We start from the raw sequence: 25,599 nt of genomic DNA, 5'->3' as shown, positions 1-25,599 counted from the left end.
AGCCTCACATGAGCGTCTTGAATTTCCCGCGTATCTACCTGGGCGGCCATATGTTCTGGAACCCGCCGACCGCCAACAACAACGACATGTACCCGCTCTACGATGCGGTGAAAATGCAGATGAACTGGCCATTTTTGAAGGCCTTCAACATCACCCCGGAAAACGCCGTCAGCACCTTGCTGCCGTGGACCATCGCGCCGCTGTCACCCGCCAGCGTACCGGCGTACGTCATGCAGGTGCCCGGCAATGCCGGGCAGTTGAGCACACCGATGATCCCCGGCGAATGGAACCTGTTCGGCGACAACGCGTGCGGCACCGTCAGCTACAACCAGACCCAATCGGTGGTCACCGGCGGTGAGTTGCCCGACGGTGGCTATGTGAGCCAGGACCCGCTGATCAACCAGAGCTTCCAGTTGCTCGGCAACCCCTTCGGCGGCGCCCCAAGCTCCCCGGCACGCTTCGTGGATGTGAGCCCTTGGCAGAACACCTTCACCGCGCTGTATTTCGACAAGCTGGTGCTGGGCAATGCGCAGTGCGGCCTGACGCTCAACCGCCAGTTCCGCATGCTCGACCGCTTCCTGAACTTCAACTGGGCCAACCTGGGCGGCCTGGCCTATGTCACCACCACCTGGCAAACCTGTTTCCCGAAGGAAAACCTGGAGTGGGTGATCGGCAACTCGGCCTTGCTGCAAAACCTGCAAACGCAAATGACGCAACAAAATGCCAAGGGCCTGATGTTCCGCTTTTCCACCTACCTGACCTGCTACGACAAGAACGGCATCCTCAACAATTACCCGCCCATCGACACCCACAGCTCCAGTGCGGCAGCCCAGGCCAAGGTGCAGGCCATGTATCAGCAGGGGCTGGACAACGTCAGCGATATTTTCTTCAACCCCGCCTATAGCCGCACCGTGGGCACCCTGGGCCTGTGGTTCGAAGACGAATTCCCCACCGCCCCCGCCGGCAGACGCCTGGTGCCCGCCAGCCCCGTGCCCATCTACAAAACCACGCCGGCGCAATCGACACCGGCGCAACTGGGCGTGATCTCGGCCCAGGCCCATGGCGCGACCTTGTCGCTGGACCTGAGCAACGCCTTCCCGTTCTATCCGATCGACAAAACCGCGGCCATTCCGGTAGCCGCCAAGTACCAGGCGGGCAACTACCAGATTGGCATTCGCCAGAATGGGCAATTCAACCCGCTGGCCAGCTTCGGTTATGACGACTATCAACAGGCGGCGTTCGACAAACGCTCCGGCATCCTCGACCTGACGCTGACGGCGCAAGCACAGACGCAACTGCAAACCGGCACCCTGGAACTGCAACTGCAGGGCGCCGCCGCCGTCACTGCCGCGACCCAGCAGATGTGGACCGCCGAAGTGGTCGAAAGCGCCAGCTTTATCGACGTGGGCGACACCCGGACGCTGCAGGTCATGGTGCAATACGATGGCCTGCCCGCCCCGGCCGGCACCACGTTGTGGGTGGCGGAATACGGCAATGCCTACATGCTGTGCACCACCGATTATTACTTGGCATTCAGCAACCCGGCCAACTTCACGCTGTTCAACAATGACCCGCAAAACCCGGCCAATAACAGCGCGAACCTGCCGCAATTCACGGGCGCATCGACGCTGCTCAGCCAGGTGACCGAGGGCACCGGTCGCCAGCTGGTGGCCACGCGGCTCGCGGTGGCAGCGGATCAAATGACGCCGGTGACCTATCAGGCATTTCTACCGACACCCGCCGCTGTCGCCTTGAGCCCGACGCTTAAGTTCGCCAACCCGATTGCCATGCAGGGCACGTTGCAGGACCCGCTGAACAGTGCGGTGCACTACAGCCTGACCAAGATTCAGACCGACGCCAATGGCATCGCCAACCTGACCGTCACGGGCGTGGCACCGGGTTTCCCCACCTTGCGTTTTTTCCTGCAGGAGGGTCAGCAGGCCCCCACCATTCCGTTCAGCTTCCCGCTGCCGACGGCCTTCACCGACTTCCTCGCACCGCTGCGCGTACTGCCGTTGGAGCCACAGCTGCAGCAGGATTTCGTCAATGCGTGGAACCGCATTTATATGAACAAGGATGCGGGCAGCGTGATCTGGGAGACCTTCATCTACCCGTTCATCCTGCAGCCGTTCTATTACCTGTACCCGATCATGAGCAAGTTCATGCCGCTCAACTCGTTGACACGCATCGAGGGCGCCGTCGACCAGTTGATTGTGTTGATCAGCAAGGAATACCAGGAGCAAAGCACCCTGGCGATGCCTATCACGCGGGACATGCCGCAAAGCCGTCGCGCGGTGCTGGAGCTGTGGGCGCAAGCCCTGGTGAAACGCAATTACCCGCCCGTCCCACTCAGCATGAGCGACTACGACTAAGCCGCACACAGGACCGCCGGGTAGCGAACCAAGCACCCGGCTCCCACAGGAGTGTCATATGAATAGCCACCTTTTGAACCGACTGTTGCTGCTGATTGTGCTGCTCAGCCCCGGCGCGTTTGCCGCAGGCGACAGCGGCGCCGTGTACTTTACCAACGGGGTGCACAACAGCGAGGGCTGTAATCAACAGAACGGCAACTGCATTGCCAAACGCGCACCCGGCGACCCGTCCGATCCGTTTTTCCCAGCGCAATGGATCAGCGACTGGACGATGTACCGGGTAATGAACAACTACGAGAAAAACCCGCCGCCCTACAGCAATCCGCCTTCCACCCTCACGCCTGCGGATTACACGGTGTCCAAGGGCACCAGCTACTACGACACCGGCTACATCCCGGCGGACGGCGACGGCTTCGGCGCGATGATGGAGCACTACGAGAAGTACTGCTTGCCGATCTTCCCGATCAAGAACAACAACTACAGCTGCTCGTTCGTGTCCCTGGGCAACAAGGCGTACTTCCTGACTTACCCGCAGGACCGCCCGAAAGACATGCCGGCCTGCTGCATGTTTTCACCGATGAATCATCCGCCACGCCAAAGCTTTATCGAACACCTGCCGTACAGCGCCGCGCGCAGCAAAAACCTCAACGGCAGCGTGCAGGCGTATGCGCTGGACCTGCAATCACCGGCGGGGCCGATCCTGTTCGGGTATGCCTTCAACACACAACAATCGGGGTCGCCGCCCTACCGTTTGCCCCAGTCATTCTTCTTTTCGGGGGACGCCAGCGTCGCGAATGCGCCCATCGTGAGCCAGAACTACACGAACTTCCGTATCGCCAGGCCCGACCCGAAACAGACCTGGGACCAAGTGGCCGCGATGTGCCCGTCGAACCCGCCGCCTTGCCAGCTGTTCGATCCGCCGGCGTCGCAAAGCAACGGCCGCAAGGCGCAGTGGAACCAGCTCATGCAGCGCAAACCCTGACCCACAAGGACGGATCGCCATGAAAACGTTATTCAGTGTGATGGTATTTGCGCTGGTCAGCCTGTCGGCCCAAGCGCGGGAAGCGCCTCAGCCGTCGACGCAGGCCACGCAGCTCAATTGCCAGCCGCCCAGCAGCGCACCCGCCGCCAATGCGCCGCAGGACCAGTTCGATCAATACAGCTGGCAGATGTTTATCGCCTTGAACTGGCCTGCCCAGGACGGGCAACGCGGCACGCCCAACTGCAACAAACAACCGGGCGACGCCGGCTACACGGTGTGGCAGACCTACAAAACCGTCAGCGAAATCTTCCTGCCGGGAGCCGCCAACCCGGGGCCCTGGAACAGCCCGCTGACCGCCCGCAGCCTGGGCATCATCAACATCGCCGCGCTGAAGAACAGTTCGCTGGTCAACGCCGTCGACCAGGCGGTCGGCGGCTGGTTGATCGATCAGGCGGGTAACCCGACCTACTACGACATCTCGGCCAACCAGGCTTCCTATAACTACATCGTGGGCAACAATTACTACAACGCCAACGTGGTGTCCAAAGCCAGCAACATCAGCTTCCCCAATGGGGTCATCGAGATCAAATCGAGCTGGCGCATCCTTACGCCCAAGGACAACGCCAGCCATTACCTGACGCAGTTCGCGCGCGTGGCCACCTTCAATAACCAGGGCCAACGCACCGGCGTGACCGAGGCTTACCTGGGGTTGGTGGGCCTGCATATCATCACCAAGGTCAATGGCTACCCGCAGTGGATCTGGTCGACCTTCGAGCAAATCGAAAACGTGCCGCCCAAGGCCAAGGTCAACGGCCAGTGGGTCGACCAGCCTGTCGCCGGCACCGCCTATTCCTACTACAACTCACTCGCGCCGGCTGCGACGCTCAACCAGTCACCGTGCAACTGGCAAACCCAGGGCACGCAGTTGGTCTGCGTACCCACACCCGGCACCACGTTCCAGACGCCGAACCCGCTGAACCGCGTGACACCCATCGCCGATGCCACACGCTGGGTGAACGCCAATTACCAGGCCAACCCCGACCTGCAGCGCAGCGTGTTGAAGTACTACCAGCTCATCACCACCCAGCGCCCACTGATGCCGAACAACCCGAGTAACCCGCTGGGCCAACCGACACCGGCGCTGTCGGCCAACGTGACCATGGAAAGCTATATCCAGCCCAACAGCAGTTGCATGAACTGCCACTCCATGGCGACACCGGTGAAGAGCCCGTTCAAATCCGACTTCTCCTACCTGTTCAAATTCGCCAATCCGCCTGTCACCCCACACGCCACGGACAAGGAATAGACCATGAGCATCCTCAACGGACCACGACTGAATTTCTGGGGCGGCATCCGCACGGACGTGAGTTTGCCGAACAACTCACCGACCATTCCCTTCAACGGCAACCCGAACTGGCCGCTGTTCGACCTGACCACCTCGACTCTCGCGCCGGGTGCGCAGTCGTATACCGATGACCAGTTGAACAACATGATCAACGCGCCGGCCGGCAACTACTACACCGCGGGCGGCTGGAACCACTATGGCCAGCATGTGGTGGACATGCAGAACGCCTTGATCAGTTCCCAAGGTGCGCCGGGCAACATCAGCACCACCGGCGACCAGGTCGGCCAGCCCGTGTACCTGCTGGGCTCAGTGGACCCGGTTACCGGACAAGGCCCGGTGTCCGGCCCGATGATGGTCGACCTCGACCCCAGCGCGTCGACCACCACACAGATATTCGTCGGCGGCCTGCAAATCGGCAGCGGTGACAATATCCAGTTGCTGATCCGCTGCAATGCGGTGTGCAGCAGTTTCGACGTGACCGGCCGCGTGCTCGACCCGGCGAAGATGGACGCGCCGGGCTCGTTCCATGCCAGCGGCACGTTCCAGCTGACTTTCCCATTGAGCAGCATTGTCAGCTGGAACAAAAACAGCAGCGGCCTCAAGGCGATCATCCAGGCCCCCGGCGCGACCGGGATTGTGCTGCGCTTCGTGATGTTCGAGATGTGCCCGCAGATGACCACCGCGCAACTGGACGCCGATTATGCGGCGGGCAAATACACACCCAACCCGAGCATCGGCCGCGTGATCGGCACCCTCGCTCCGGCGTTCGCCGGCGAGCCGCTGGGCTGCCAGCCGGGTCGGCAACTGGTCAACCAGGTCACGGGCAATGCCGCCTATGCGGCCCTGGGCAACAATGGTTTGCTGAGCCTCGATATGGTCAACGTCATCCCCAAGCAAACCTTCCGGGCCGTGCGGGATGACATCACCAGCCGATCGGGCCGAATGCGAATTACGGGCCGGTGACGATTTCGGCCGGCGCTGCCGCGTTGATGACCCTCAACCCAACCGCCAGCCCGTTGGTCAATTACTACGTGTACGGCGGTATCGTCGACGTGACGCTCAATACCAGCCAGCAGCAAGCCGTCAAGACCAGCGCGTTGAACATCACCGCCCCCAACCCGGTGAACGGTCAAAAACTTAACGCGACCGAATCGACCTATCGGGTCTACGCCGATCAGCGCAATGTGTACCTGGAGGATTACCCCAACGGCCTGACCATCACCTTACAGGTCAGCTACCTGGGCGGGCCGGTGCCCAACGCCACCCAGGTCAGCCTGGGGGCCAGCGCACCTGGGGTTTATGATCAAAAGCAATACACCGACTTCCTCAACTTTCCGACGTCACTGACCGTCAATGCCGGCCAACAGACGGTGAGTTTTCCGGTCAGCCTCAAATCCGGCAGCGCCAGCCAGGCAGGTTTTGTCGCGCTGACCTGCACCGCCAACGGCGTGGACGACGGCGCCTTCTTCACCAACTTCCGCAAATATGCCCAGACCGACTTTGGCATTCCCAAGGGCAGCATCATCACCTGGCAGCAGATGTACCCGAACGTGCTGCGCTTTCACTACCTGGCCTTCCCCGCCATGTCGCGCTACATCCCGCTGAACCAACCCGACGCGATCATGGGCGCGAAGAACGCGATTCTCGCGCGCACTTCGGACGCCTACAAAGGCACCACACTGTTCATGCCGGTGGTGCGTTCGATGTCGCCGGCCCAACGGGCGCTGCTGCGCGCCTATCTCACCGGCAGCCCGTGGCAGCCGCCGCAATAGGAGCAACGCCCATGACTCTGCATATCCCGGCGCAGCCCATCGAAAACCTGCGCCCAAGCACACTGATTGCCGAGAACCTGCTCAACCCTCGCGGGGTGTGCGAGCAAGCCGACGGCAGCCTGCTAGTGGCCGAGGCCGGCTCAGGCCTGGCCGACCAGCCGTTCAGCGGCCGCGTCAGTCGGCTGCGTCCCGACCCGTTGCAGCCCGGTGCCTACCTGCCCAGCGAGCCCCTCGCACAAGGCTTTCGCGCCATGAACATGCAGGCGCGCATGCTGCGTGATGAAATCATGGGCTTGTCGGACATCGCCTGCGGCGGCGGCCGTTGCCTGGCCAGCCAGACCGATTATGTCGGCGGCTCGAAACTGCTCGACCTGCAATACAGCCCGCCCGAGCCGGTGTTTCACAGCCGTGGCAATTTGAATGCGCTGTGTTATCACCCGACCCGCGACAGTTGGCTGGCGGTCAAGCCCGATACCAACCAACTGGTGGAATTTCGCGACGGCCAGGACGAACAGGTGCTGGTGCAACTGCCCGAACTGGACATGGGCCAGGAAGCCGTCCCCGTAACCCTGGTGTATGAACCGCAGACAGACGCGGTGCTGATCAGCCTGTTCTCCGGGGAGCTGCACGGCGACCCGGCACGCAAGGGCATCGACTTTGCCGACTTCGCAGGCCAAGTGGTGCGAGTGCACCCGGCCAGCGGGCAGATTGAGGTGGTGATACGCGGCCTGCAATGGCCCACGGGCCTGGCGCTGTGCCCACAGGGCAACCTGCTGGTGCTGGAGCTATGCAACCACCTGCAACAACCCTTGCCGCCGGACTGGAGCGGCGAGCCGCTGCATGGCGGTTTTACTCGCTTCAGTGGGCGATTGTTGCGTTGCAACCTGCACACCGGGCCGGTCGAAGTATTGGCGCGCGGGCTGGATACGCCGTCCAACCTGTGCAGGGTGCACGGCGCGGTGTTAGTGAGCGAAGGCATGGGGCTGGCCGGCCGGCGCATCCCCACACCCGACAACACGGTGGTGCCGTTGAGTGGCCGGTTGCGCCGGGTGCTGCTCTGAACGCCGCCTTATGCAGACAGGACCGCGTCGTGTAAAACCAGAACGGTAGCCGGCCCGGCACGAAACGAGGGATTGTGCCTGGCCGCTTCCACCCTATGGGCTGCCAGGTGATGGGCATCCAGTGCATCCTGGGAGGCCCACGTTTCGATCAGGACAAAATGGTCCGAGTTGCCCGCAACCGGGTGCAAATCATAGTGCAGGCAGCCATGCTCGGCCCTGACCTTGGGCGCCAGCCCTTCGAATGCGGCCAACTGCTGCGAACCTTTACCGGGCTGGGTCTGGATAATCACGACAAGCCGAACTTCATCTGACATGAAAACACCGTTGCATAGGTGGGATAGGAAACCCGCACAGTACGCGAGCAAACAGTCGGCGGTAAAAGACATAACCGGCACTTTTATTTCACGGGGTTTTCACAGTTGAGCGCCTAGGCTTAATCCAGCTCCTAAGTGAACACCTTTTAAGCCCGCGCCCCCATCGTGGGCTTTTCTTTGTCCGGTGAACCGTGGCTATAGGCGCTGAAATCACCTTCGCATCATGCACCCACTGCACGTGTTTACCGGCGCTGTCGTCGTAGCCGTCAGGCCTGAGCATATTTTGCTCGCTGGAACACCGGACACGGCGTATTCAAGCATCGCTTGCGGCCAGTCCGCACCCGGCTCGGAGCCTGGCCACTTCTCATGATGGAAGCCGCCACTGCTCCGGCCCGATCTGATTTGATCTGATCGTAAGCAACCGCCTACGCAGAGCGACTTTCGTTACGATTTTGTTGTTTTTTTACGCCTTTCCCGTTCTTTCGCTCGTATCGATGGTGAAAAAACCAAACGACCAAAAGCAGGCCTGCCAAGCCAAAAATGAACAGCAACAGCTCTAGTGCGGGACCTTCGTGTGAAAACATTTTTCGTTCCTCATCCTGAAGTCGCGCAACCCGAAACAGGTCACGCACGAAACTATTCGTAACAATTCATACATTTTCAGGTTAGCGGCCAAAATTCCCTGTGGCAACCCTCAATTGCGTTACAACCATTGATCTAGACGGCTTGCTTATCGCAACGACGGAGCCATAAGCGCGCTCAACGTGCGTCTGGAGTAACTGAACTGACAGAAATTTGTGCTGGACTACGTGGGTGCTTTCAGGTTGGACCACGTCAACACCACGCGTTTCGCCAGCGACGGGCTTACAGGAATGACCGCAGAGCATTCAGTGCTCGAACACGGAGTTCATCAATGATTCGTAAAGCATTACCCCGCGACGCACAGGCCATTGCTCAGGTGCACATCAGCAGTTGGCAGGACGCGTATCGTGACCTGATGCCTGCCGACTATTTGAACGCGCTGGACGCAACGCTGGCTCAGCGCGAATCATCCTGGGCTCGCTCGATTGAATCAGACGAGTCAAACGTATGGGTCGCGGAACTGAACCAGCAGGTCGTCGGCTGGGTATCCGTCGGCGCCAGCCGTGACGAAGATGCCACTGAAGGCAACACAGGCGAGGTCATGGCCATCTATGTGCTAGCCAGCCATTGGCAAACCGGCGTCGGGCGGGCCTTGTGGAAAGCAGGCTTGCAGTGCTTGATTGAGCAGGGGTATCAGCGCCTGACGCTTTGGGTCTTGACCGAAAATGACAGGGCTATCCGATTTTATCGCAGGGCCGGGTGCGTGGAGGAAACAGGCAGTGAGCGCACACTTCAGCGCGGCGGCGCAGCACTGGCAGAGGTGAGGTATGGGCTGCACTTACCCGGTTGAGCCAGGCAAATAGAAGGCGTTTTTTGTTACGCGCGGCCTGGCCAAGTGGCCATTGTGAATCGCACATCGCTGGCAGCAACACGGGTCTGGACAGGCCCGCGCAGTGCTTGAACAATTATTTCAGGACGGGGTGCATCCACTTTGATCGTTGGCTCGTAGATTCAATACCCTCACTCGGAGGGCATAAGAGCCAAGGAGATACATCATGCACGCTTTTTACAAAAAACTTGCTGCAGCTGCCTGCTTCACAATTCTCTCCGTCACCGCAACGCTCAGCGTTGCCGCCGACACCGTGATGGTCGGAGGCGCAGCGATGTACCCCAGTAAAACCATCGTAGAAAACGCGGTCAACTCTAAGGACCACACAACACTCGTTGCCGCAGTCAAGGCCGCCGGGCTGGTTGATACCCTCAACAGCAAAGGCCCCTTCACCGTATTCGCCCCGACAAACGAAGCCTTTGCCAAACTGCCGGCAGGTACCGTCGACACACTGGTCAAGCCTGAACACAAGGCCGACCTGACTAAAATCCTCACCTACCATGTTGTGCCTGGCACTCACACATCGGCACAGCTGATGGCCGACGCCAAAAAGAACGGAGGCACCGTTGTGCTGAAAACCGTTCAAGGCGAGTCGCTGAATATCAAACTGCACGACGGCAAACTGTGGGTGGTCGATGCCAAGGGCGGCAAAGCCGGTATCAGCATCGCAGACGTGATGCAGTCCAACGGTGTGATCCACGTTGTCGACTCGGTGTTGATGCCTTAAACGCTCGGCATACCCGGCAGGTGCAGCGCTTGCCGGGTGTTGGGACGTGCCTGTCAAGGAAACGGCTCCAGAGGTTTGCAGGCTCTGTACATAGGGCTAAGCCTTCACTCCAGCGCCACAAAAAAAGGCGCTACTAAGAGCGCCTTTTTTACCGCCAACTTACTGCAAGCCAACCTGACGCAGCTCGGGCGTAGCTTCGCCACCGATAGCGATTTTTTTCGGTTTGGCTTCTTCAGGAATCACGCGCAGCAAGTCAATGCTCAACAGTCCATTGCTCATCGAAGCACCGCGAACCTCAATGTGGTCCGCCAACCGGAACGACAATCGGAATGCTCGTTGCGCGATGCCCTGGTGCAGATAAGTTACTTCTTTCCCGGTTTCACGCTTGTCGCCAACGACTGTTAAAACCCCCTTCTCGACCTGGATATCCAGATCCGCTTCAGTGAGCCCAGCTACTGCGATGACAATACGGTATTCGTCATCACCATGCTTTTCCACATTGTGAGGCGGATAGGTATTCGGAGCCTCGCTGCGAAGCGCCGACTCAAACAGGTCATTGAAACGATCGAAGCCCACAGATTGACGGAACAGCGGGGCCAACGAAAGGGTAGTAGCCATCTCTAAATCTCCTGATTAAATCCAAGTGATTAAGTGCGCGACCCGCATTCGGCGTCGCGTGATAAAAATTTATGTGCGACGGGAAAAATTTCAAGAGGGGAGATAAAAAATTTTACAATGCCTAGGCAAAGCCGTGTTTAACGAGGTTCTCGGCAGGTGGCCCCGCTTGTCGGCGCTGATGCCGAATTGACCCTCTGGCCGAGATGTCACTGACCCAATCTGATTCCTTGCGAGCTATTGACTGTGTTGGATTTGAGCATTGAACCGTAAGCCCCTCAATCAAAGGCTCCGTTGAGAACTTCGTAAATAATGCCGGAAGCAATTGCGACAAGAATCAGATCAGTGCCCGCCTGCTGCCATTCATAGCCGTCGTAATGGGGCAGCCTGCCCAGCAGCCGGCCATCCAGCTTCTTGGCAATGCCTGGAGGAAGCGGTTTTCCTCTGGCTAGATTCTTTTGTATTCCGGGTGGCAGCGAAGGGCCTGGCCGCCAATAGTCACGGTAGCCACCGAGCACGCCCAGTACACCACCTCTGTCAATGCTGGGCCCGCGCGCCCAATCACCTTCGCTGGAGCCCTTCCCCTTCTTGCCTTGGTTGCCATGCCCTTGGCCGCCCTCGGCGTTGCCTTTCCCATTGCCCTGCCCCTTGCCATTGCCCGGGTCGGCCAGGGTTGTCATTGAGCCTACGGCCAACGCAAGGCAGGTAACGGTGACTACAAGCGAGCGAGATTTAAACATGACTGTCTTCTCCGGAAGGGAATGCCACCTTGAAAGGTAGACGGTATTGCAGGTTTTAGCTCCGCATAGACGCGGTAACGCCGCAAGTCATCGCCCAGTACCGAGACGGCCGTACCGCGAAGGTACGTGACAACCGGGACATCTCGCTTCTGTCGCACATTTACAACATCGCACACGAGTGAGGTCTCATCGTCCCCCCTGCCGCCGGCGTGCGGAAGAACAAAGAGGTATCGCGAGAATTTAACGCAACCGAAGAAACCTGGAGTGCTGAATGACCTGGGAGTTTTGGTCGTCCGACTTAATAGAGCAGAGACGTTCTCGCAGCGTGCGGGGGCCCTATCCAGTGATCACAGAGGATGGCAGGCAGGTGACCAAGCACCTGCTTCGACTGCGTTTCGATGACGCCGTCTTTGTAGGCAATGGTCGTCATCGGTGTGCTACTTCGCCTTGAACTGGTGAAAGGTTAACGGTATTGATAGTGGTCAAATCACAAGGAAGTCCACATGAGTGAAATGAAACAAGCGGTTCCTCTCCGCCCTAAACTCACAATCGCATTTTGGTCTTTTGCTCTTGGAGTGGCATCAACAATCGCGACAGTTGGGGTTCACTACGGCCGCCAAGACAGCGACCTTATTAATGTCAGAGAACGAGTAGAAGACTTCAAAAAGACAAACGATGGCCTCAATACTTCACTAAACCAATGGATAGCGGCGTACAACAAGCAGGCCGCAACACTCGCAACTTCAGAGGAGAGAGTGCGTCAGTTGGAAAACGATCGGTGTACGCCCATCAAATTGGATGTCGACGATATAAGGTCAGACATCAGCTCGGCAATGAAATACTACCCAGAGCGGGTTGGTTCCCTTGAGGTAATGATGGAGCAATATCAACAGACCTTGCGCGCTTGCTACGCCGCATCAACCAGTCCCACTCATACGCCGTAGTAATCCCGCACCACGATTTGGCGCACTCGAAAACGTGGCGCTGACTAATCAACCTTGCGGCTTGGTAGCTTGTAGTCCGTCACGCGATCGGCAATGGTGCGGATCTTCTCCACACCCAGGAAGCCAAGCCACCCACCGACGAATGTCGCCATGCTCTGGGGTAGCGAGAAGAACTCAAGCCCACTGATTATGGTCAGGGCCAGCCCGCCGCAGATAGCGCCTTCCACAATCATTTGGCGCCGCGTACCACCGCCGTAGGTGATTTGTAGGACGGCCATGGCGCAGGACAACGCAGCCGCATAGAGGATTGGCGAATATTGGCTCAACCACGCAAGCGCAATCGCCCAGGTCTCTGGTTTGTCTGGCATGGTGGGCATCTCAGTTCCTCCCCGTCAGGGAGTTAGGAACACGACAGGCCGTGACCTGCGGAATTTAATCGGCTCACACAGCACTCCTAGCTGGGAGCAACGGGTGTGGTGGAGCCGAAAACGAAAAGGCCCCGCACGATGGTGAGGCCTTGAAAAGTTGCGCGACCTAAGCTGCGCGATATTGCTGGGTAGGCCCGCACTTATACAGACCTGCCGTCATCAGCGGGAGTTGAGCCACAGTGCCGTCGGCGTTGAGATACTCCCAGCACAGATACACGGGAATGTTGTAGCTGTCGCTCAACTGCATATAAACCCCAAGACCCGCAGGAATCATGATGGGCTGAAATACCTCACCCCCCGTATAAATGATCGATAGGGTAAATTGAAAACGATAGGGTGGTGGAGTCAGACCAACACTTACGGTGTTTTGGGCCCAGGTACGAATGTCATAAAAAATAATGCCATTCCCGTTTTTTTGTGGCGGGAACAACGTCGCTACCTGACTGGCGCTACCACTGAACTTTAGGTCGTTTTTGAAGTGTTTGCCGAGTACTCGTACAGTCATTTTGTCACCTATTGAGTCGAATGATTTGGTGCGGAGATTTCCGCTTTCATATCGCTCAAAGGCGATTGCTCGAGGCGCGTGGCCTTCACATGATTCAAGGTCCCACATCGGGAACATTTGATCTGGAGCTCTGTAAACCCTTTCCGTACGGGCGATAAGTCTTTTGCAGTTACCGCATCTGAATTCTTTCAACATCTGCAAATTCCTTTTGCTGAATCGCCCTTTCCGTGAGCAATAAAAAACCCGACGCGATGGCCGGGCTCGTTGACATGAAACTCGTCAGTTATCGGGATGCTCGCTCGCCACCGAATCGGCAGCGTCCACATCCGACATATCCTCTTCGAGGGAGGCATCGTCATTCTGAGGCGGCCGGATCTCGTGTTCATCCCGGCGAGGGTCGTGACCCGCTTCATTGTCCGTGCCGCGTGTCACTTCCTGCTGCGAAATATTGCCTGGGGCATTCTTATCAATATCCATGCTGCCTCTCCGTTCAAACGCTCGGAATATCCGTGCTTAAACATGGTAGTCGGCAGGTTGCAGTGAGTGCCGAACACTGGACGAACGGCGAAAAGCAAAAAGCCCCGTTCCAGGCGGGGCTTAATGAAAACTTTAGTCGTCTGAGGCTTGCGGGACTGGGGCCTCGTCGATGCTAATGCAGTGCTCGATGTCGGTTATTTTCTCCAGCGCAAGCTCGGCCGTTGAATAAGCCCCGAACATTCGGCCCTGATAAAAAACAACCCACGCAAACTGAATATTCGCTTCACCAGCCTGCCCTACAACCAACTTCTTGAACCGTTCCGCCAAGTCGTCGACATGCATCTGTGCCATGCCACGCAAAACCATGACGCTCTCCCAGTTTATAGTCGGAAGCTCTATTTTCGACCTTGCACAAACTGAGCGCAATAAAAAACCCGGCACAATGGCCGAGCGCTCTGAGTTCTTGCGATAGCACAACCTATATGGCCGGTGATGACATTTGTATAGCGGTTATTTCAAATCCCGCGCCAGCTGTGCCTCGGTCCGCGGTTACCTTTCCAGCACTCCATCGCAAGGCCATCGTGTCCTACGGCGACGCTTGAGGCGCAGCAAAACCGCTATTCAACTCCGTGTACGACCACATCTCACCTCGATTTATGAAGAGGTGAAGATACCGCTCCAATCTATGAATTTGATAGCCGCTTTAGTGGCAAGGAGCCGGGCATGCCTGAAGAAAAGTATCCGCTCGCTGTCGAGAGCATTGGCGGTGACACCTACATAGTGATGAGTCGCGGGCACCACGACGTGCGCGAGTTCATGGTCGAGGTCGTCAAGGATTAGGGCGACTGGAATCTCGGCGGCGCACAGCACGTCTGGATCAAAACCACACCAGCGAAAGGCGGTTGGAGCTACAACATCGTTGACCGAGCGACTCGCGGAGCGTGGCCGGCAACCTACTGCTGGGAATATGGCGAAGGGTATGAACAATAGCGCGAGGTGACGCCATGATCTCCGCCCTCCGGTTCGCCTACGTCTTCATCTACAAACCGACTCGCAGAAGGTGAATTATGCGGCGTTGCGGAAACTGTCTGAAATGATGCAGAAACGATCAGACCCCAAGCTGATGGCTGCATCAAACCCCAGAAACGCAAAAGCTCCGCTTTCGCGAGGCTTTTGTGTAAATCTTGGCGGGAAACCAGGGATTCGAACCCTGGAGACGCTATTAACGTCCGCCGGTTTTCAAGACCGGTGCATTCAACCACTCTGCCAATTTCCCTTTTGCATCACAGGATTATAGTAGCCCATCCCGTGTCAGCGGGCGCCATAATACCCGAATGAAACACACTGTCAAACTCTTGCCATGGCTTGTTACAGAGCGTCTGTTATGATCCTTGCGACTGAATGTTTCAAAACTGAAGGAGTGTCGCCATGCGCGAACAGAATTACGCAGTGAATGGTAACGCGCAGGCTGAGCAGCTTGAAGTCAGCCGCGTGTTGCGCAACACCTACGGCTTGCTCGCCCTTACCCTCGCATTCAGCGGCGTAATGGCGTATGTAGCGCAGCAAATGCGCGTTGGCTACCCGAATATCTTTGTCGTGCTGATCGGCTTCTACGGCCTGTTCTTCCTGACCAACAAACTGCGCGACTCGGCCTGGGGCCTGGTGTCGGCGTTTGCCTTGACCGGTTTCATGGGCTTTATCCTCGGCCCGATCCTTAACCGTTACCTCGGCATGGCCGGCGGCGCGGAAGTGGTCAGCTCGGCATTTGCCATGACTGCCCTGGTGTTTGGCGGCCTGTCGGCCTACGTGCTGATCAGCCGTAAGGACATGAGCTTCCTGGGTGGTTTCATCACCGCAGGCTTCTTCGTGTTGCTGGCGGCCGTTGTCGCCGGCATGTTCTTCCAGATCAGCGGTCTGCAGTTGGCGATCAGCGCCGGTTTCGTGCTGTTCTCCTCCGTGTGCATCCTGTTCCAGACCAGCGCGATCATCCACGGCGGTGAGCGCAACTACATCATGGCAACCATCAGCCTGTATGTATCGATCTACAACCTGTTCATCAGCCTGTTGCAGATCTTCGGCATCATGAGCCGTGATGACTGATTACTAGCGGCATAAAAAAGGCCCCGCATCGAACGATGCGGGGCCTTTTTGTTGTTAACGCGTCAGTACTGGTTAGGTTCCATCTCCAGGTCAACCTTGAAGCGTTCAGCAATGTCCTGCTGAATACGCAGCGCCAGGTTGGCAATGTCGTGCCCTGTAGCAGCGCCATAGTTGACCAATACGAGCGCCTGCAGCTTGTGCACGCCCGCATCGCCGTCACGAAAGCCCTTCCAGCCAGCCTTGTCGATCAGCCAGCCGGCGGCGAGCTTCATCTGCCCGTCAGCCTGCGGGTACGCCACCAGGTCCGGATACAACGCCTGCAACTCTGCGGCCAAGGTTTGCGACACCAGCGGGTTCTTGAAGAAACTGCCCGCATTGCCCAGCTCTGCCGGGTCCGGCAGTTTTTCGCGGCGGATGCTGCAAATGGCACGGCTCACGTCACTGGGCGTCGCCTCGGTGATGCCCTGCCCGGCCAGGCGCTGCTGTACCGGGCCGTAGTCGAGTTTCAAGTGACTGGCACGGCTCAAGGCAAAGCGCACACGCAGGATCAGCCAGCGCCCTGTCTCGTGCTTGAACAGACTGTCGCGGTAAGCAAAGTTGCACGCTTCGAGGCTGAAATCGCGCAACTCGCCGGTTTGGCGATCCAATGCGGTCAGGCCGGCAAAAACGTCCTTGATCTCCACACCGTAGGCGCCGATGTTCTGCATCGGCGCAGCACCGACGGTGCCGGGGATCAGGCTGAGGTTTTCCAGGCCGCAGAAACCGTGTTCCAGGGTCCACAGCACAAACGGATGCCAGGCTTCACCGGCTTCGGCCTCGACCACCACGTGCACGCCATCATCTTGCAGCACGCGAATGCCCTGGGTTGCCATGCGCAGCACCAACGCCGGGATATCCTGGGTCAACAACACGTTGCTGCCACCACCAATCACCAACAGCGGCAACGCCTGTGCGGCAGCGTAGGTCAAGGCTTCACGCACATCGGCGTCGCTATGGGCCTCGGCGAACAACTGGGCGCGCACGTCAATGCCGAAGCTGTTGAATGGCTTGAGCGATACCTGCGCAAGCACTTGCAAGGTCATAACCGCCCCTTCAATTCGATCACCAATAAATCACAGGCTCGCTCGATCAGGTCCAGAACCCGCTCAAAGCCTTGCTCGCCTTCGTAGTAAGGGTCTGGCACTTCATCCACCTCGGCGTCATACCGGCGCAGGAACAAGTCCAGCTCCGCCTTGCCTGGCCCGGGGTGCAGCGCCTTGAGATTGCGCAGGTTGCTGTGGTCCATGGCCAGGATCAGGTCATAGCGCGCAAAGTCAGCGCGGGAAACCTGCTGGGCACGCTGAGCGGACAAGTCGTAGCCCCGCGCCAGTGCCGCGCGCTGGCTACGCTTGTCCGGTGGGTTGCCGACATGCCATTCACCGGTTCCGGCGGACGCCACCTCAACCTGGTCTGCCAACCCCGCCTCGCGCAATTTGTGGCGCAGGACGCCCTCAGCGGTGGGCGAACGGCAGATATTGCCCAGGCAGACGAACAAGACCTCCATCAGGCCCCCAGCAGGCGACGAACGCGCTCAAGGTCTTCCGGGGTGTCGACACCGGCAGGTGGCGCTTCGAGGGCGTCTGCCACATGAATGCGCACGCCGTGCCACAGGGCGCGTAGCTGTTCCAGGGACTCGGTGTTCTCCAGCCAGCACGGGCCCCAGCTGACGAAGTCATGCAGGAAACCGGCGCGATAGGCATAGATGCCGATATGGCGGCGATACGGCACGCCGTCCGGCAACACGTCAGGGTTGCTGGCGAAGGCGTCTCGCGCCCACGGCAATGTCGAGCGGCTGAACGTCAGCGCCAGGCCATTGATGTCGCTGACCACCTTCACCACGTTCGGGTTGAACAGGGTGGCGATGTCTTCGATCGGTTCGGCCAGGGTCGCCATGCGCGCCTCGCCATGGGCAGCCAGGTTGGCGGCGACCTGATCGATCACGCTCGGCGGGATCAAGGGCTCGTCACCTTGCACATTGACCACGATCGCATCGGCGGCCAGGCCGAGTTGCGTCGCGACTTCGGCCAGGCGATCAGTGCCGGAGTTATGGTTTTCGCGGGTTAATAACGCTTCGGCGCCGAAACCCTTGCAGGCCTCGATGATGCGCGGGTCATCGGTGGCGACCACGACCCGTTCGGCGCTGCTTTTACAGGCCTGTTCCCACACCAGCTGGATCATCGGCTTGTTGCCGATCAATTGCAGCGGTTTGCCCGGCAGGCGCGTCGATGCATAGCGTGATGGAATGACGACGGTAAAGGCTGTGGTCATTTATCCAGGCGCTCATCGGTGGTCAGGGTGCGGGCTTCGCTTTCGAGCATTACCGGGATGCCATCACGGATCGGGTAAGCCAGGCCAGCCCCCTTGCTGATCAGCTCGGTTTTGTCGGCGCTGAGCTTGAGCGGGCCTTTGCAGATCGGGCAAGCGAGGATGTCGAGCAGTTTGGTGTCCATGAGTATTTCCTGGAAGAAGCGATTTAAGGCAAGAGTCGGGCGGGCAGCAGGCGCATCAGTTGCGTGTCGAACCAGGCCACAAACGCCGGTGACGGCACTGCATCCACCGCAAGGTACCACCAGTCGGGCTGGGCGAAGGCGCGGCACTTCACCGCGTCCTTTTCGGTCATGACCAGCGGTAACGACGGCGTAAAATTCAGGACCTCTGCGCTGTAGGGCGCATGGTCGGCAAACGCATGGGGTATCGGCTGCCAGTGTAGCGTTTCAAGGGTATTGAAGAAACGTTGCGGGTTACCGATGCCGGCGACCGCATGAACCTGCTGGCCAAGCGGAAAATGATCGACCGGGCAGCGCTCGCCGGTGCTCAAGTTGATCAACGCCGTCGGTAACAGACGAAAGGCAAAACCATCCTGAGGGTCGGAGCCTGCACCGTTGTACAACAGCGCATCGACGCTGTGCAGGCGTTCCACTGGCTCACGCAACGGCCCGGCCGGCAGGCAACGGCGGTTACCCAAGCCACGGGCGGCGTCGATCAGCACCAATTCCAGGTCGCGAGCCAGGCGGTAGTGCTGCAGGCCGTCGTCAGAGAGAATCAGGTCAAGGTGCTCGCTGGCCAGCAGCGCTTGCACCGCGCGGCTTCGGTCAGGATCAATCATCAGCGGCACACCGCAGCGCTGCACGATCAGCAGCGGTTCATCCCCGGCTACCGCTGCGCTGTGGCTGGCCTCGACCCGCCAGGGCAACTGTGGCGGCTTTGCACCGTAACCGCGACTGACCACCCCGACACGCAAGCCACTGCGCTGACAGTGCTGGATCAGCCACAGGATCAACGGCGTCTTGCCCGTGCCACCTACGGTGATATTCCCCACCACCACCACAGGCACCGGTGATTGGTAGATTTCCCCCTCGCCGGCCACGAAGCGCGCGCGCTTGCGCTGCACCACGCGGCGATATAAGGACTCCAACGGCCGCAGCAGCATGAGTGCCGGATGCCCTTCGTACCAGGCCTTGAGCAGACGATCGGAAATGGCCATCAGGGTTGGCTCGCCGCCTCGACGGTGGTCATGCGCAGGTGGCTGAAACCCAGCTTGCCGGCAGCGTCCATGGCGGTGATAACGGCTTGGTGCTGAGTTTTGCCGTCCGCACTGATCGACAGCGGCATTTTGGTGTCGCCGCCGGACTCTTTCTGCAGGGCGTCCATCAGGCTGGCCAGGTCGTTTTTCTCGAGCAATTGGTTATTCACCGAAAAGACGCCGTCGGCACTGATGGCGATGTCCAGTTGCTTGACTTCCTGGTCTTCGGCCGGCGAGCCGCTCACCGCTTCCGGCAAGTCGACACGCAGCTGGGTTTCCCGGGTGAACGTGGTGGTGACAACAAAAAACAGTAGCAGGATAAAGACCACGTCGATCAACGACGCCAGGTTGATATCCACGTTCTCCCGTTGCTTGCGGCGAAATTTCACGCTCGGCCCTCAACGAAATCGACATCACGATCGCCCTGCACCACTTCGACCAGCTTGATGGCTTCCTGCTCCATACCGACCACCAGCTCATCGATGCGACGTTGCAGGAAACGGTGGAAAAATACCGAAGGGATGCCGACCATCAGGCCCGCAGCCGTGGTAATCAACGCCTTGGAGATACCGCCCGCCAGCACGGCGGCGTTAGTGGTCATGCCCGCCCCCATGAACGAGCTGAAAATATCGATCATGCCCAGCACCGTACCCAACAGGCCGAGCAACGGTGCCATGGCCGCAATGGTGCCAAGCGCGTTGATATAGCGCTCCATTTCATGGATGACCCGGGCAGCGGCCTCCTCGATGCACTCTTTCATGATCTCTCGACCATGCTTGGAGTTGGCAAGGCCGGCCGCGAGGATTTCACCTAAAGGCGAGTTGGCGCGTAATTCCTTGAGCTTTTCTTTATCCAGCTGCTTGTTCTTGATCCAGCCCCAGACTTGCCCCAACAGATGCTCAGGCGTTATCCGGCTGGCGCGCAGGGTCCACAGGCGTTCGGCAATGATGCCAAGGGCGGCGATGGAGCTCAATATAATCGGCAACATCATCCAGCCGCCGGATTTGACCAATTCCCACACAGTGAATGTCCCCTCGAAAAAGTGCGCCACTTTACCATATAGGTTCGCCAGCGTGGTTCGCCGGCCAAAGGCCCGCCGTTCACGGACCAGGGTCTTTGGTAACCCTGGATTACGGTAACGCCTCGCGCCAGAATCTACGTTGACTACGCGCAACAACCGGTGCTTGGAAGGTACCCAATTGCAGACGCACGGCCCCCCGTTCCGCGCTGTCGTAGACTTGGCTGCCCAACGCTTGATAACGCTCCATTACCTGTGGGTGGGGATGACCAAATGCATTGCCACGCCCGCGTGAGATCAGTACCGAGCTGGGCGCAAGGCGTTGCAGCAAAGGCCAGGATGAGGAGCTGCGGCTGCCATGGTGGGGCGCTTGCAGCCAATCCGTCGGCACCGCCAGCGGGGATGTGAGGAACGCCCTTTCAGCGGCTTGATCGATATCCCCCGTCAGCAGCAGGCGTTCGCCCTGGGCTTGCACGCGCAACACGCAGGATTTCGGATTAGGGCTCGTGGCGCCTGACCATTGCCACAGCTCAAACGACACGCCATCCCACTCCCATTGCTCACCACTGATGCAAGGCTGCGTATCGAGAAACGCCGGCAGCCCTGCGGACTCTCCGCCGACAACCCGACCGACCGCAAGCGCACGGGCAACCGCGGTGGCGCCGCCGGCATGGTCAGCGTGGGCGTGGCTGATCACCATGAGGTCCAGCGCGCCTAGCCCCAGTTTTTGCAGCGCCGGCAACACCACGCGCGCACCGAGGTCGGCCGCCCCGGAGCGCGGCCCTGCGTCGTAGAGCATTGTGTGATGGCGCGTGCGCAGGATCACCGCTTGCCCCTGGCCGACATCCAGTTGCAGCACCTCCACCTGCCCATGCGGCACCAGTGCCCGCGGCGGAAAGATTGCCACCATCAACATCGGCCAGCCCAGCAGCCGAAACGGCACGCCTTTGGGCAACAGCAATAACACCGCGCCCACAGCGCTTAATAACCAATAACCCACGGGCACCTCGGCAGGCACCCAGGCCGAGCGCAGCCCCGCCAACTGCGTCAAGCCCCTGAACAGACCATCAAGCGCTCCACCGGCCAACCACAACAAGCCCTCGCCCACCCACGGCACCGCCATAAGCAAGGTCCCCAGCAGTGCCAGAGGCAACACCACCAAGCTGATCCACGGCACGGCAAACAGGTTGGCTACCGGCGCGCTGAGGCTGATGGGCAAGCCCAGCACCAGCAATACCGGAAACAAACCGATGGCGATCAACCCTTGGGGACGCGTCCAGGCCTGCCAGATGCGCCACGGGCCCAAGCGCCCGCTGAACGCCAGAACCAGCACCGCCACGGCTGCAAACGACAACCAGAACCCCGGCTGCAAACTGGCCAACGGCTCCAGCACCAGCACGCCATCGAGGGCGAGCAATAACGGCCACCACACGCCTAAATGCCGAAAACGCAGACGCCACAGCAATACCAGCCCGACCATCACGCAGGCCCGCTGCACCGGTACACCGAACCCCGCCAGCAGGCCGTAACCGAGCGCAGCGGTAAACGCCAGGCCGCACGCCCACGGCAGCCACGGCAAGGCTCGGGGCCAGCAACCGTAGCGTGCCAGCCCGGCCACCAGGCCGTAGATCAACCCCGCGAGCAAGCCGATGTGCTGACCGGAAATCACCAGCAGGTGAACGGTTCCGGTGTCTTGCAACACCTGCCAGTCCGCGGTCGCCAGCCCCGAGCCATCGCCCAGCACCAACGCCGCCAAGCCCGCCTCGCGACCTTGAGCATCAACTGCTTTCAAGCGCTGCCGGACGCTGTCACGCCAGGCATTGCGGGCCGGCGCCAGGCGTTGGCCATCCTTCACCGAACCGGTGGCCCCCATACGCTGGGCGAGCAACCAGGCCTCATAGTCAAAGCCATGAAAATTAAGCAGCCCCGCGGGCCGTTTCAAGGTGATCGCCAGCCGCCAGCGCTCGCCGCTGTTTACCGGCGGGCCACCCTGCCAGGACACTCGAATACGCTGGGGCAACCGAGCCGTACGCGACCGGCCGTCGGCCAATTCGAAGCGCACGCCGGTGCTCGTTTGCTGTGGCAACCCAACCACACGGCCCTCTACCCACCGCGTCTGCCCGTCCAGTGCCGGCTGGAGCCGATCATTCAACGCCCATTGCGCGCTGATGCAGGCCCAACCCAACCCCAGCAGGAAGAACGCCAGCGGATAGGTGCGAAACGGCAACAGCATCAACGCCAGCACGAACATGGCCAGCAGCCATGCGGTGGGCGGCAGTGCCGGTAGAAATCGCAGCGTAAGCAATCCAAGTCCGAGCGCGAACATGCCTGTTCTCATGAATCATCCTTTTCAAGTGATTCACTCAGTCTTAGTCGCCCGCTCAGCACGGCCTATGATGTTTTGTCACAAAGTCTGAATTTTCTGTTTATAGAATGCGGGCATACTTGCCCCTCGCACTGACCTGGACCCCTTATGCCCCGGCGCCTCTTTAAACGGTACATGCCCGATCCCACGAGTATCCGGGAACACAAGTCCTTACGATTTCTCGGCACGTTGCTGCATGACCCGAACCTCTGGCACCTGAACCGGCACTCCGTCGCGCGCGCTATGGCGGTAGGCCTGTTCGCGGCGTTTATCCCGATTCCGCTGCAGATGTTATTGGCCGCGATCCTGGCGATCGCGGTGCGCGGCAATATGCCGATTGCTGTCAGCCTGGTGTGGCTGACTAACCCGATCACCATGCCGGTGGTGTTCTTCTGTACGTACCTGACCGGGGCGTGGCTGATGAACACGCCGCCACGCAGCTTGCCCGATGACTTGACCTGGGAATGGATCAGCAGCCAGTTGAGCACCCTGTGGCAACCGTTCCTGCTGGGTTCCGTGGTGTGCGGCCTGGTGCTGGCCGCGCTGGCGTACTGCCTGACGATGGGGTACTGGCGTTGGTGGGTCGCGCACCAGTGGAAGAAGCGCAAGCAGCGTCGCGCTGGAAGCTAACCGGCCCGCAGTCGCAGATGCACGCGCAAGCCTTGCCCGCTATTTTCCGCCCACAAACGCCCGCCCTGGCGCTGTACAGCGTTGCGGGCGATGCTCAAGCCCAGGCCGAAACCGCCATTACCGGGCCGTGAGCCCTCCAATCGGGTAAACGGCGCGAAAATACGTTCCAAGTCCTGCTCGGCAATGCCGCCGCCCTGGTCTTCCAGCCAGATATGCCACTCATCACCTTCACGACAGCCGTCCAGCGTCACCACCCCGTGGGCAGGAGAATGCCTGATGGCATTGCGCAGAATGTTTTCCAGGGCCTGGGCCAGCGCATTCAGGTTGCCCCGCACCCAGCAATCCGCCGGCAACCGGCAGGGCAAACGCGACGCCGGCCAGTGGCTTTCATAACAGGCGTTTTCCCGCAGCATGTCCCACAACGCCTGGAGCTGAATATCTTCGTTGGGCAGCGGCGCTGTTTCGCTATCCAGCCACGCCAGTTGCAGACTGTCTTCTACCAGGCGCTGCATGGCGTCGATTTCCCGACTCAATCGCTCACGCAATTGCGCCAGATCCTGCTCACTGTCACAGGCCACCCGCAATCGACTTAACGGGGTGCGCAGTTCGTGGGACATATCCCGCAGCAGCTGTTGCTGCAACAACACGGTGCCCTGCAAACGCTCGGACATGTGGTCAAAGGCCCGGCCCAACTCCCCCAATTCATCCTGGCGGCTGGTGGCCTCGTTGGACATTCGCGTATTCAATTGATCGGCCCGCCACGCATTGGCCTGCTCGCGCAATTGGTTGAGGGGCATGATCAGCAGCCGGTAGAGGCCCACGCAGAGCAGCAAGGTAAACAGGCCGGGAATCACCCCATTGGTGACCACGCGCCAGAACACTTGGTAGCGCCCCGGCATAAAGCGTTGCGGCAACTCCATCACCAGCGAACCGACCCCAGCGTCCACCGGGAAGGGGATTTTCACCCACGGCAGGCCTTTGACATGCCGACTGACCGGCCACTCCAGCCCACGCAGGAAGGTCAGGCGCTGGCTCTCTTTGTCGCTCAAGGGCGTGCTGCTCAGCGACTGCAAGTCGTGACCGATCACCCCCAGCCACGTGGATTCGCGCTTGGCCATCAGCTGTAGCCAGGCATCCACGCCTGCGCGGCCCTGCGTACTCCATGCCAGTTCCGCCCCCGCCGCATAGCCGCGCAGAATCGCCCGCGACTCTTCGGCCACATAGGCACTGCGCTGTTCCATGTATCGGCCCCACGACCAACTGAGCCAAATCATCAGTAAACAGAAGGCGATCAGCAGGCAGGCAAGTTTCCAGAATAACGAGTGCTTGCCGGGCAGTTGCTCAAAGCCCTTCATCATGCACGCTCAGCACATAGCCCTTGCCCCACACGGTGCGCACTTCGCGCTCGTTGTAGCCGATGGCCTTGAGCTTGCGGCGAATCTGGCTGATGTGCATGTCCAGGCTACGGTCGTGGGGCGCATAACCGCGCTGCAACACATGCTGATAAAGGAACGCTTTGCTGAGCACTTCATCGGCATTGCGGTGCAGGGTTTCCAGCAGGCGAAATTCACTGCGGGTCAGCCCTGCCCAGAGCGTCTGGTAGCAGACGTCATACAGCTCATCGTCAAAGCACAGGGGGCGACTGTCGTCGCGTGCCGGTAAAACAGTGGGCGGCGGGCGACGGTCCAGGGCCACGCGACGCAGGATCGCCTCGATGCGTACCCGCAATTCGACCATGCTGAACGGCTTGGGCAGGTAATCGTCCGCACCGAGACGAAAGCCGCTGACGCGATCGGCTTCGGCGCCCAACGCAGACATGAGGATCACCGGGATTGTCTGGCTCTGGCGCAGATGCGTGAGGATCGACAAGCCGTCCATGCCGGGCAGCAGGATATCCATCAACACCACGTCGAACACCTGGTCACGCGCCAGTTGCAGGCCCTGTTCGCCGTTGCGACACCAGGTGACCTCAAAGCCGCAGCGGCCCAGGTGTTCATGGACGTACGCGCCCAGCACAGGGTCATCTTCGATCGTCAGGATATTGGGTAGAGCAACCACGGCGGGATTCATTAGCGTCTGCAAGTCATTCTCAATCACTGATTATTCAAGATTAAACTGTCGCAGGCAATCGCCAGCTGGCGCCCAATGGCCCGCAGATTGCGGTCTGTCAT

At 59.6% G+C, this 25,599-nt stretch carries 26 protein-coding genes, 1 tRNA gene and 2 pseudogenes; 10 read left to right on the top strand and 19 right to left on the bottom strand.

The window, feature by feature from the left end; genetic code table 11:
• Positions 1–8 precede the first annotated feature (8 nt).
• From A7D21_RS22590 to A7D21_RS22570, 5 genes and pseudogenes are all read left to right on the top strand, one after another.
• Positions 9–2,372 (top strand): hypothetical protein, encoded by a 2,364-nt coding sequence (locus A7D21_RS22590; protein WP_069552737.1) that lies wholly within the window; start codon positions 9–11, stop codon positions 2,370–2,372.
• 58 nt (positions 2,373–2,430) lie between these two features.
• Positions 2,431–3,354: a hypothetical protein gene (locus A7D21_RS22585; RefSeq protein WP_053256700.1), complete on the top strand. Its 924-nt coding sequence runs from the start codon at positions 2,431–2,433 to the stop codon at positions 3,352–3,354.
• Between the two features lie 19 nt (positions 3,355–3,373).
• On the top strand, positions 3,374–4,660 hold the full coding sequence (locus A7D21_RS22580) for a hypothetical protein (RefSeq protein WP_069552736.1): 1,287 nt from the start codon (positions 3,374–3,376) through the stop codon (positions 4,658–4,660).
• 3 nt (positions 4,661–4,663) lie between these two features.
• A pseudogene (locus A7D21_RS22575) lies at positions 4,664–6,471 on the top strand (hypothetical protein).
• 11 nt (positions 6,472–6,482) lie between these two features.
• Positions 6,483–7,532: a hypothetical protein gene (locus tag A7D21_RS22570; protein ID WP_069552735.1), complete on the top strand. Its 1,050-nt coding sequence runs from the start codon at positions 6,483–6,485 to the stop codon at positions 7,530–7,532.
• Positions 7,533–7,540: 8 nt separating this feature from the next.
• On the opposite strand, the gene A7D21_RS22565 is transcribed toward A7D21_RS22570, so the two are convergent.
• Entirely contained in the window at positions 7,541–7,846 is a 306-nt protein-coding gene (locus A7D21_RS22565; protein WP_069552754.1) for a putative quinol monooxygenase, read from the bottom strand.
• Between the two features lie 913 nt (positions 7,847–8,759).
• Between A7D21_RS22565 and A7D21_RS22560 the strand changes: the two genes are divergently transcribed.
• A complete protein-coding gene (locus A7D21_RS22560; RefSeq protein ID WP_053256705.1) occupies positions 8,760–9,278 on the top strand; it encodes a GNAT family N-acetyltransferase in 519 nt (172 codons plus the stop codon).
• Between the two features lie 205 nt (positions 9,279–9,483).
• Entirely contained in the window at positions 9,484–10,044 is a 561-nt protein-coding gene (locus A7D21_RS22555) for a fasciclin domain-containing protein (protein ID WP_053256706.1), read from the top strand.
• Positions 10,045–10,203: 159 nt separating this feature from the next.
• Here A7D21_RS22555 and A7D21_RS22550 read toward each other — a convergent pair whose 3' ends face one another.
• A complete protein-coding gene (locus A7D21_RS22550; RefSeq protein WP_053256707.1) occupies positions 10,204–10,662 on the bottom strand; it encodes an Hsp20 family protein in 459 nt (152 codons plus the stop codon).
• A 275-nt stretch (positions 10,663–10,937) separates the two neighbouring features.
• Positions 10,938–11,399, bottom strand: a complete 462-nt coding sequence (locus A7D21_RS22545) for an anti-virulence regulator CigR family protein (protein ID WP_053256708.1) — start codon at positions 11,397–11,399, stop codon at positions 10,938–10,940.
• Between the two features lie 503 nt (positions 11,400–11,902).
• On the opposite strand from A7D21_RS22545, the gene A7D21_RS22540 reads away from it, so the two are divergent.
• A complete protein-coding gene (locus A7D21_RS22540; RefSeq protein WP_053256709.1) occupies positions 11,903–12,343 on the top strand; it encodes a hypothetical protein in 441 nt (146 codons plus the stop codon).
• A 44-nt stretch (positions 12,344–12,387) separates the two neighbouring features.
• Here the strand turns inward: A7D21_RS22540 and A7D21_RS22535 are convergent, their stop codons facing one another.
• The 6 genes and pseudogenes from A7D21_RS22535 to A7D21_RS22510 all read right to left on the bottom strand — a co-directional run bounded on the left by A7D21_RS22535 (position 12,388) and on the right by A7D21_RS22510 (position 15,029).
• A complete protein-coding gene (locus A7D21_RS22535) occupies positions 12,388–12,720 on the bottom strand; it encodes a phage holin, lambda family (protein ID WP_069552734.1) in 333 nt (110 codons plus the stop codon).
• Between the two features lie 157 nt (positions 12,721–12,877).
• Positions 12,878–13,276, bottom strand: coding sequence for a 3-methyladenine DNA glycosylase (locus tag A7D21_RS22530; RefSeq protein WP_242486560.1), 399 nt, complete (start codon positions 13,274–13,276; stop codon positions 12,878–12,880).
• A gap of 8 nt (positions 13,277–13,284) precedes the next feature.
• Positions 13,285–13,471 (bottom strand): annotated as a pseudogene (locus tag A7D21_RS34620) (Com family DNA-binding transcriptional regulator).
• 84 nt (positions 13,472–13,555) lie between these two features.
• Complete coding sequence (locus A7D21_RS22525) at positions 13,556–13,753, bottom strand: hypothetical protein (RefSeq protein ID WP_069552733.1); 198 nt, start codon at positions 13,751–13,753, stop codon at positions 13,556–13,558.
• A gap of 132 nt (positions 13,754–13,885) precedes the next feature.
• On the bottom strand, positions 13,886–14,119 hold the full coding sequence (locus A7D21_RS22520) for a hypothetical protein (RefSeq protein ID WP_053256713.1): 234 nt from the start codon (positions 14,117–14,119) through the stop codon (positions 13,886–13,888).
• A gap of 819 nt (positions 14,120–14,938) precedes the next feature.
• Positions 14,939–15,029, bottom strand: a tRNA-Ser gene (locus tag A7D21_RS22510).
• A 152-nt stretch (positions 15,030–15,181) separates the two neighbouring features.
• On the opposite strand from A7D21_RS22510, the gene A7D21_RS22505 reads away from it, so the two are divergent.
• Positions 15,182–15,853, top strand: coding sequence for a Bax inhibitor-1/YccA family protein (locus A7D21_RS22505; protein ID WP_053256786.1), 672 nt, complete (start codon positions 15,182–15,184; stop codon positions 15,851–15,853).
• A gap of 62 nt (positions 15,854–15,915) precedes the next feature.
• Here the strand turns inward: A7D21_RS22505 and murB are convergent, their stop codons facing one another.
• From murB to A7D21_RS22465, 8 genes are all read right to left on the bottom strand, one after another.
• Complete coding sequence (gene murB, locus A7D21_RS22500; RefSeq protein ID WP_053256794.1) at positions 15,916–16,935, bottom strand: UDP-N-acetylmuramate dehydrogenase; 1,020 nt, start codon at positions 16,933–16,935, stop codon at positions 15,916–15,918.
• Positions 16,932–17,396, bottom strand: coding sequence for a low molecular weight protein-tyrosine-phosphatase (locus tag A7D21_RS22495; protein ID WP_053256795.1), 465 nt, complete (start codon positions 17,394–17,396; stop codon positions 16,932–16,934). The genes murB and A7D21_RS22495 overlap by 4 nt, the downstream gene beginning before the upstream one ends.
• Positions 17,396–18,160, bottom strand: a complete 765-nt coding sequence (kdsB, locus tag A7D21_RS22490) for a 3-deoxy-manno-octulosonate cytidylyltransferase (RefSeq protein WP_069552732.1) — start codon at positions 18,158–18,160, stop codon at positions 17,396–17,398. Before kdsB ends, A7D21_RS22495 begins: the two co-directional genes overlap by 1 nt.
• A complete protein-coding gene (locus tag A7D21_RS22485) occupies positions 18,157–18,342 on the bottom strand; it encodes a Trm112 family protein (protein WP_003174668.1) in 186 nt (61 codons plus the stop codon). The genes kdsB and A7D21_RS22485 overlap by 4 nt, the downstream gene beginning before the upstream one ends.
• 23 nt (positions 18,343–18,365) lie before the next feature.
• Positions 18,366–19,376 (bottom strand): tetraacyldisaccharide 4'-kinase, encoded by a 1,011-nt coding sequence (lpxK, locus tag A7D21_RS22480; RefSeq protein ID WP_069552731.1) that lies wholly within the window; start codon positions 19,374–19,376, stop codon positions 18,366–18,368.
• Positions 19,376–19,804: a biopolymer transporter ExbD gene (locus A7D21_RS22475; RefSeq protein ID WP_053256798.1), complete on the bottom strand. Its 429-nt coding sequence runs from the start codon at positions 19,802–19,804 to the stop codon at positions 19,376–19,378. The genes lpxK and A7D21_RS22475 overlap by 1 nt, the downstream gene beginning before the upstream one ends.
• A complete protein-coding gene (locus tag A7D21_RS22470) occupies positions 19,801–20,436 on the bottom strand; it encodes a MotA/TolQ/ExbB proton channel family protein (protein WP_069552730.1) in 636 nt (211 codons plus the stop codon). Before A7D21_RS22470 ends, A7D21_RS22475 begins: the two co-directional genes overlap by 4 nt.
• 109 nt (positions 20,437–20,545) lie before the next feature.
• Entirely contained in the window at positions 20,546–22,771 is a 2,226-nt protein-coding gene (locus A7D21_RS22465) for a DNA internalization-related competence protein ComEC/Rec2 (RefSeq protein WP_069552729.1), read from the bottom strand.
• Between the two features lie 135 nt (positions 22,772–22,906).
• On the opposite strand from A7D21_RS22465, the gene A7D21_RS22460 reads away from it, so the two are divergent.
• The gene (locus tag A7D21_RS22460) at positions 22,907–23,428 is read left to right on the top strand and encodes a DUF2062 domain-containing protein (RefSeq protein WP_069552728.1); all 522 of its coding nucleotides are present in this window, start codon (positions 22,907–22,909) and stop codon (positions 23,426–23,428) included.
• Here the strand turns inward: A7D21_RS22460 and A7D21_RS22455 are convergent.
• Both A7D21_RS22455 and A7D21_RS22450 read right to left on the bottom strand, forming a co-directional pair.
• Complete coding sequence (locus A7D21_RS22455) at positions 23,425–24,783, bottom strand: sensor histidine kinase (RefSeq protein WP_053256802.1); 1,359 nt, start codon at positions 24,781–24,783, stop codon at positions 23,425–23,427. The genes A7D21_RS22460 and A7D21_RS22455 overlap by 4 nt on opposite strands.
• Positions 24,770–25,498: a response regulator transcription factor gene (locus A7D21_RS22450; RefSeq protein WP_069552727.1), complete on the bottom strand. Its 729-nt coding sequence runs from the start codon at positions 25,496–25,498 to the stop codon at positions 24,770–24,772. Before A7D21_RS22450 ends, A7D21_RS22455 begins: the two co-directional genes overlap by 14 nt.
• Positions 25,499–25,599: the final 101 nt, after the last annotated feature.

Origin of the sequence: Pseudomonas sp. AP19 (assembly GCF_001728855.1) — a bacterium.
Lineage (GTDB): Bacteria > Pseudomonadota > Gammaproteobacteria > Pseudomonadales > Pseudomonadaceae > Aquipseudomonas > Aquipseudomonas fluorescens.
Note: the sequence above shows the minus strand (reverse complement) of the source record. Positions and strands in the feature narration are given on the sequence as shown.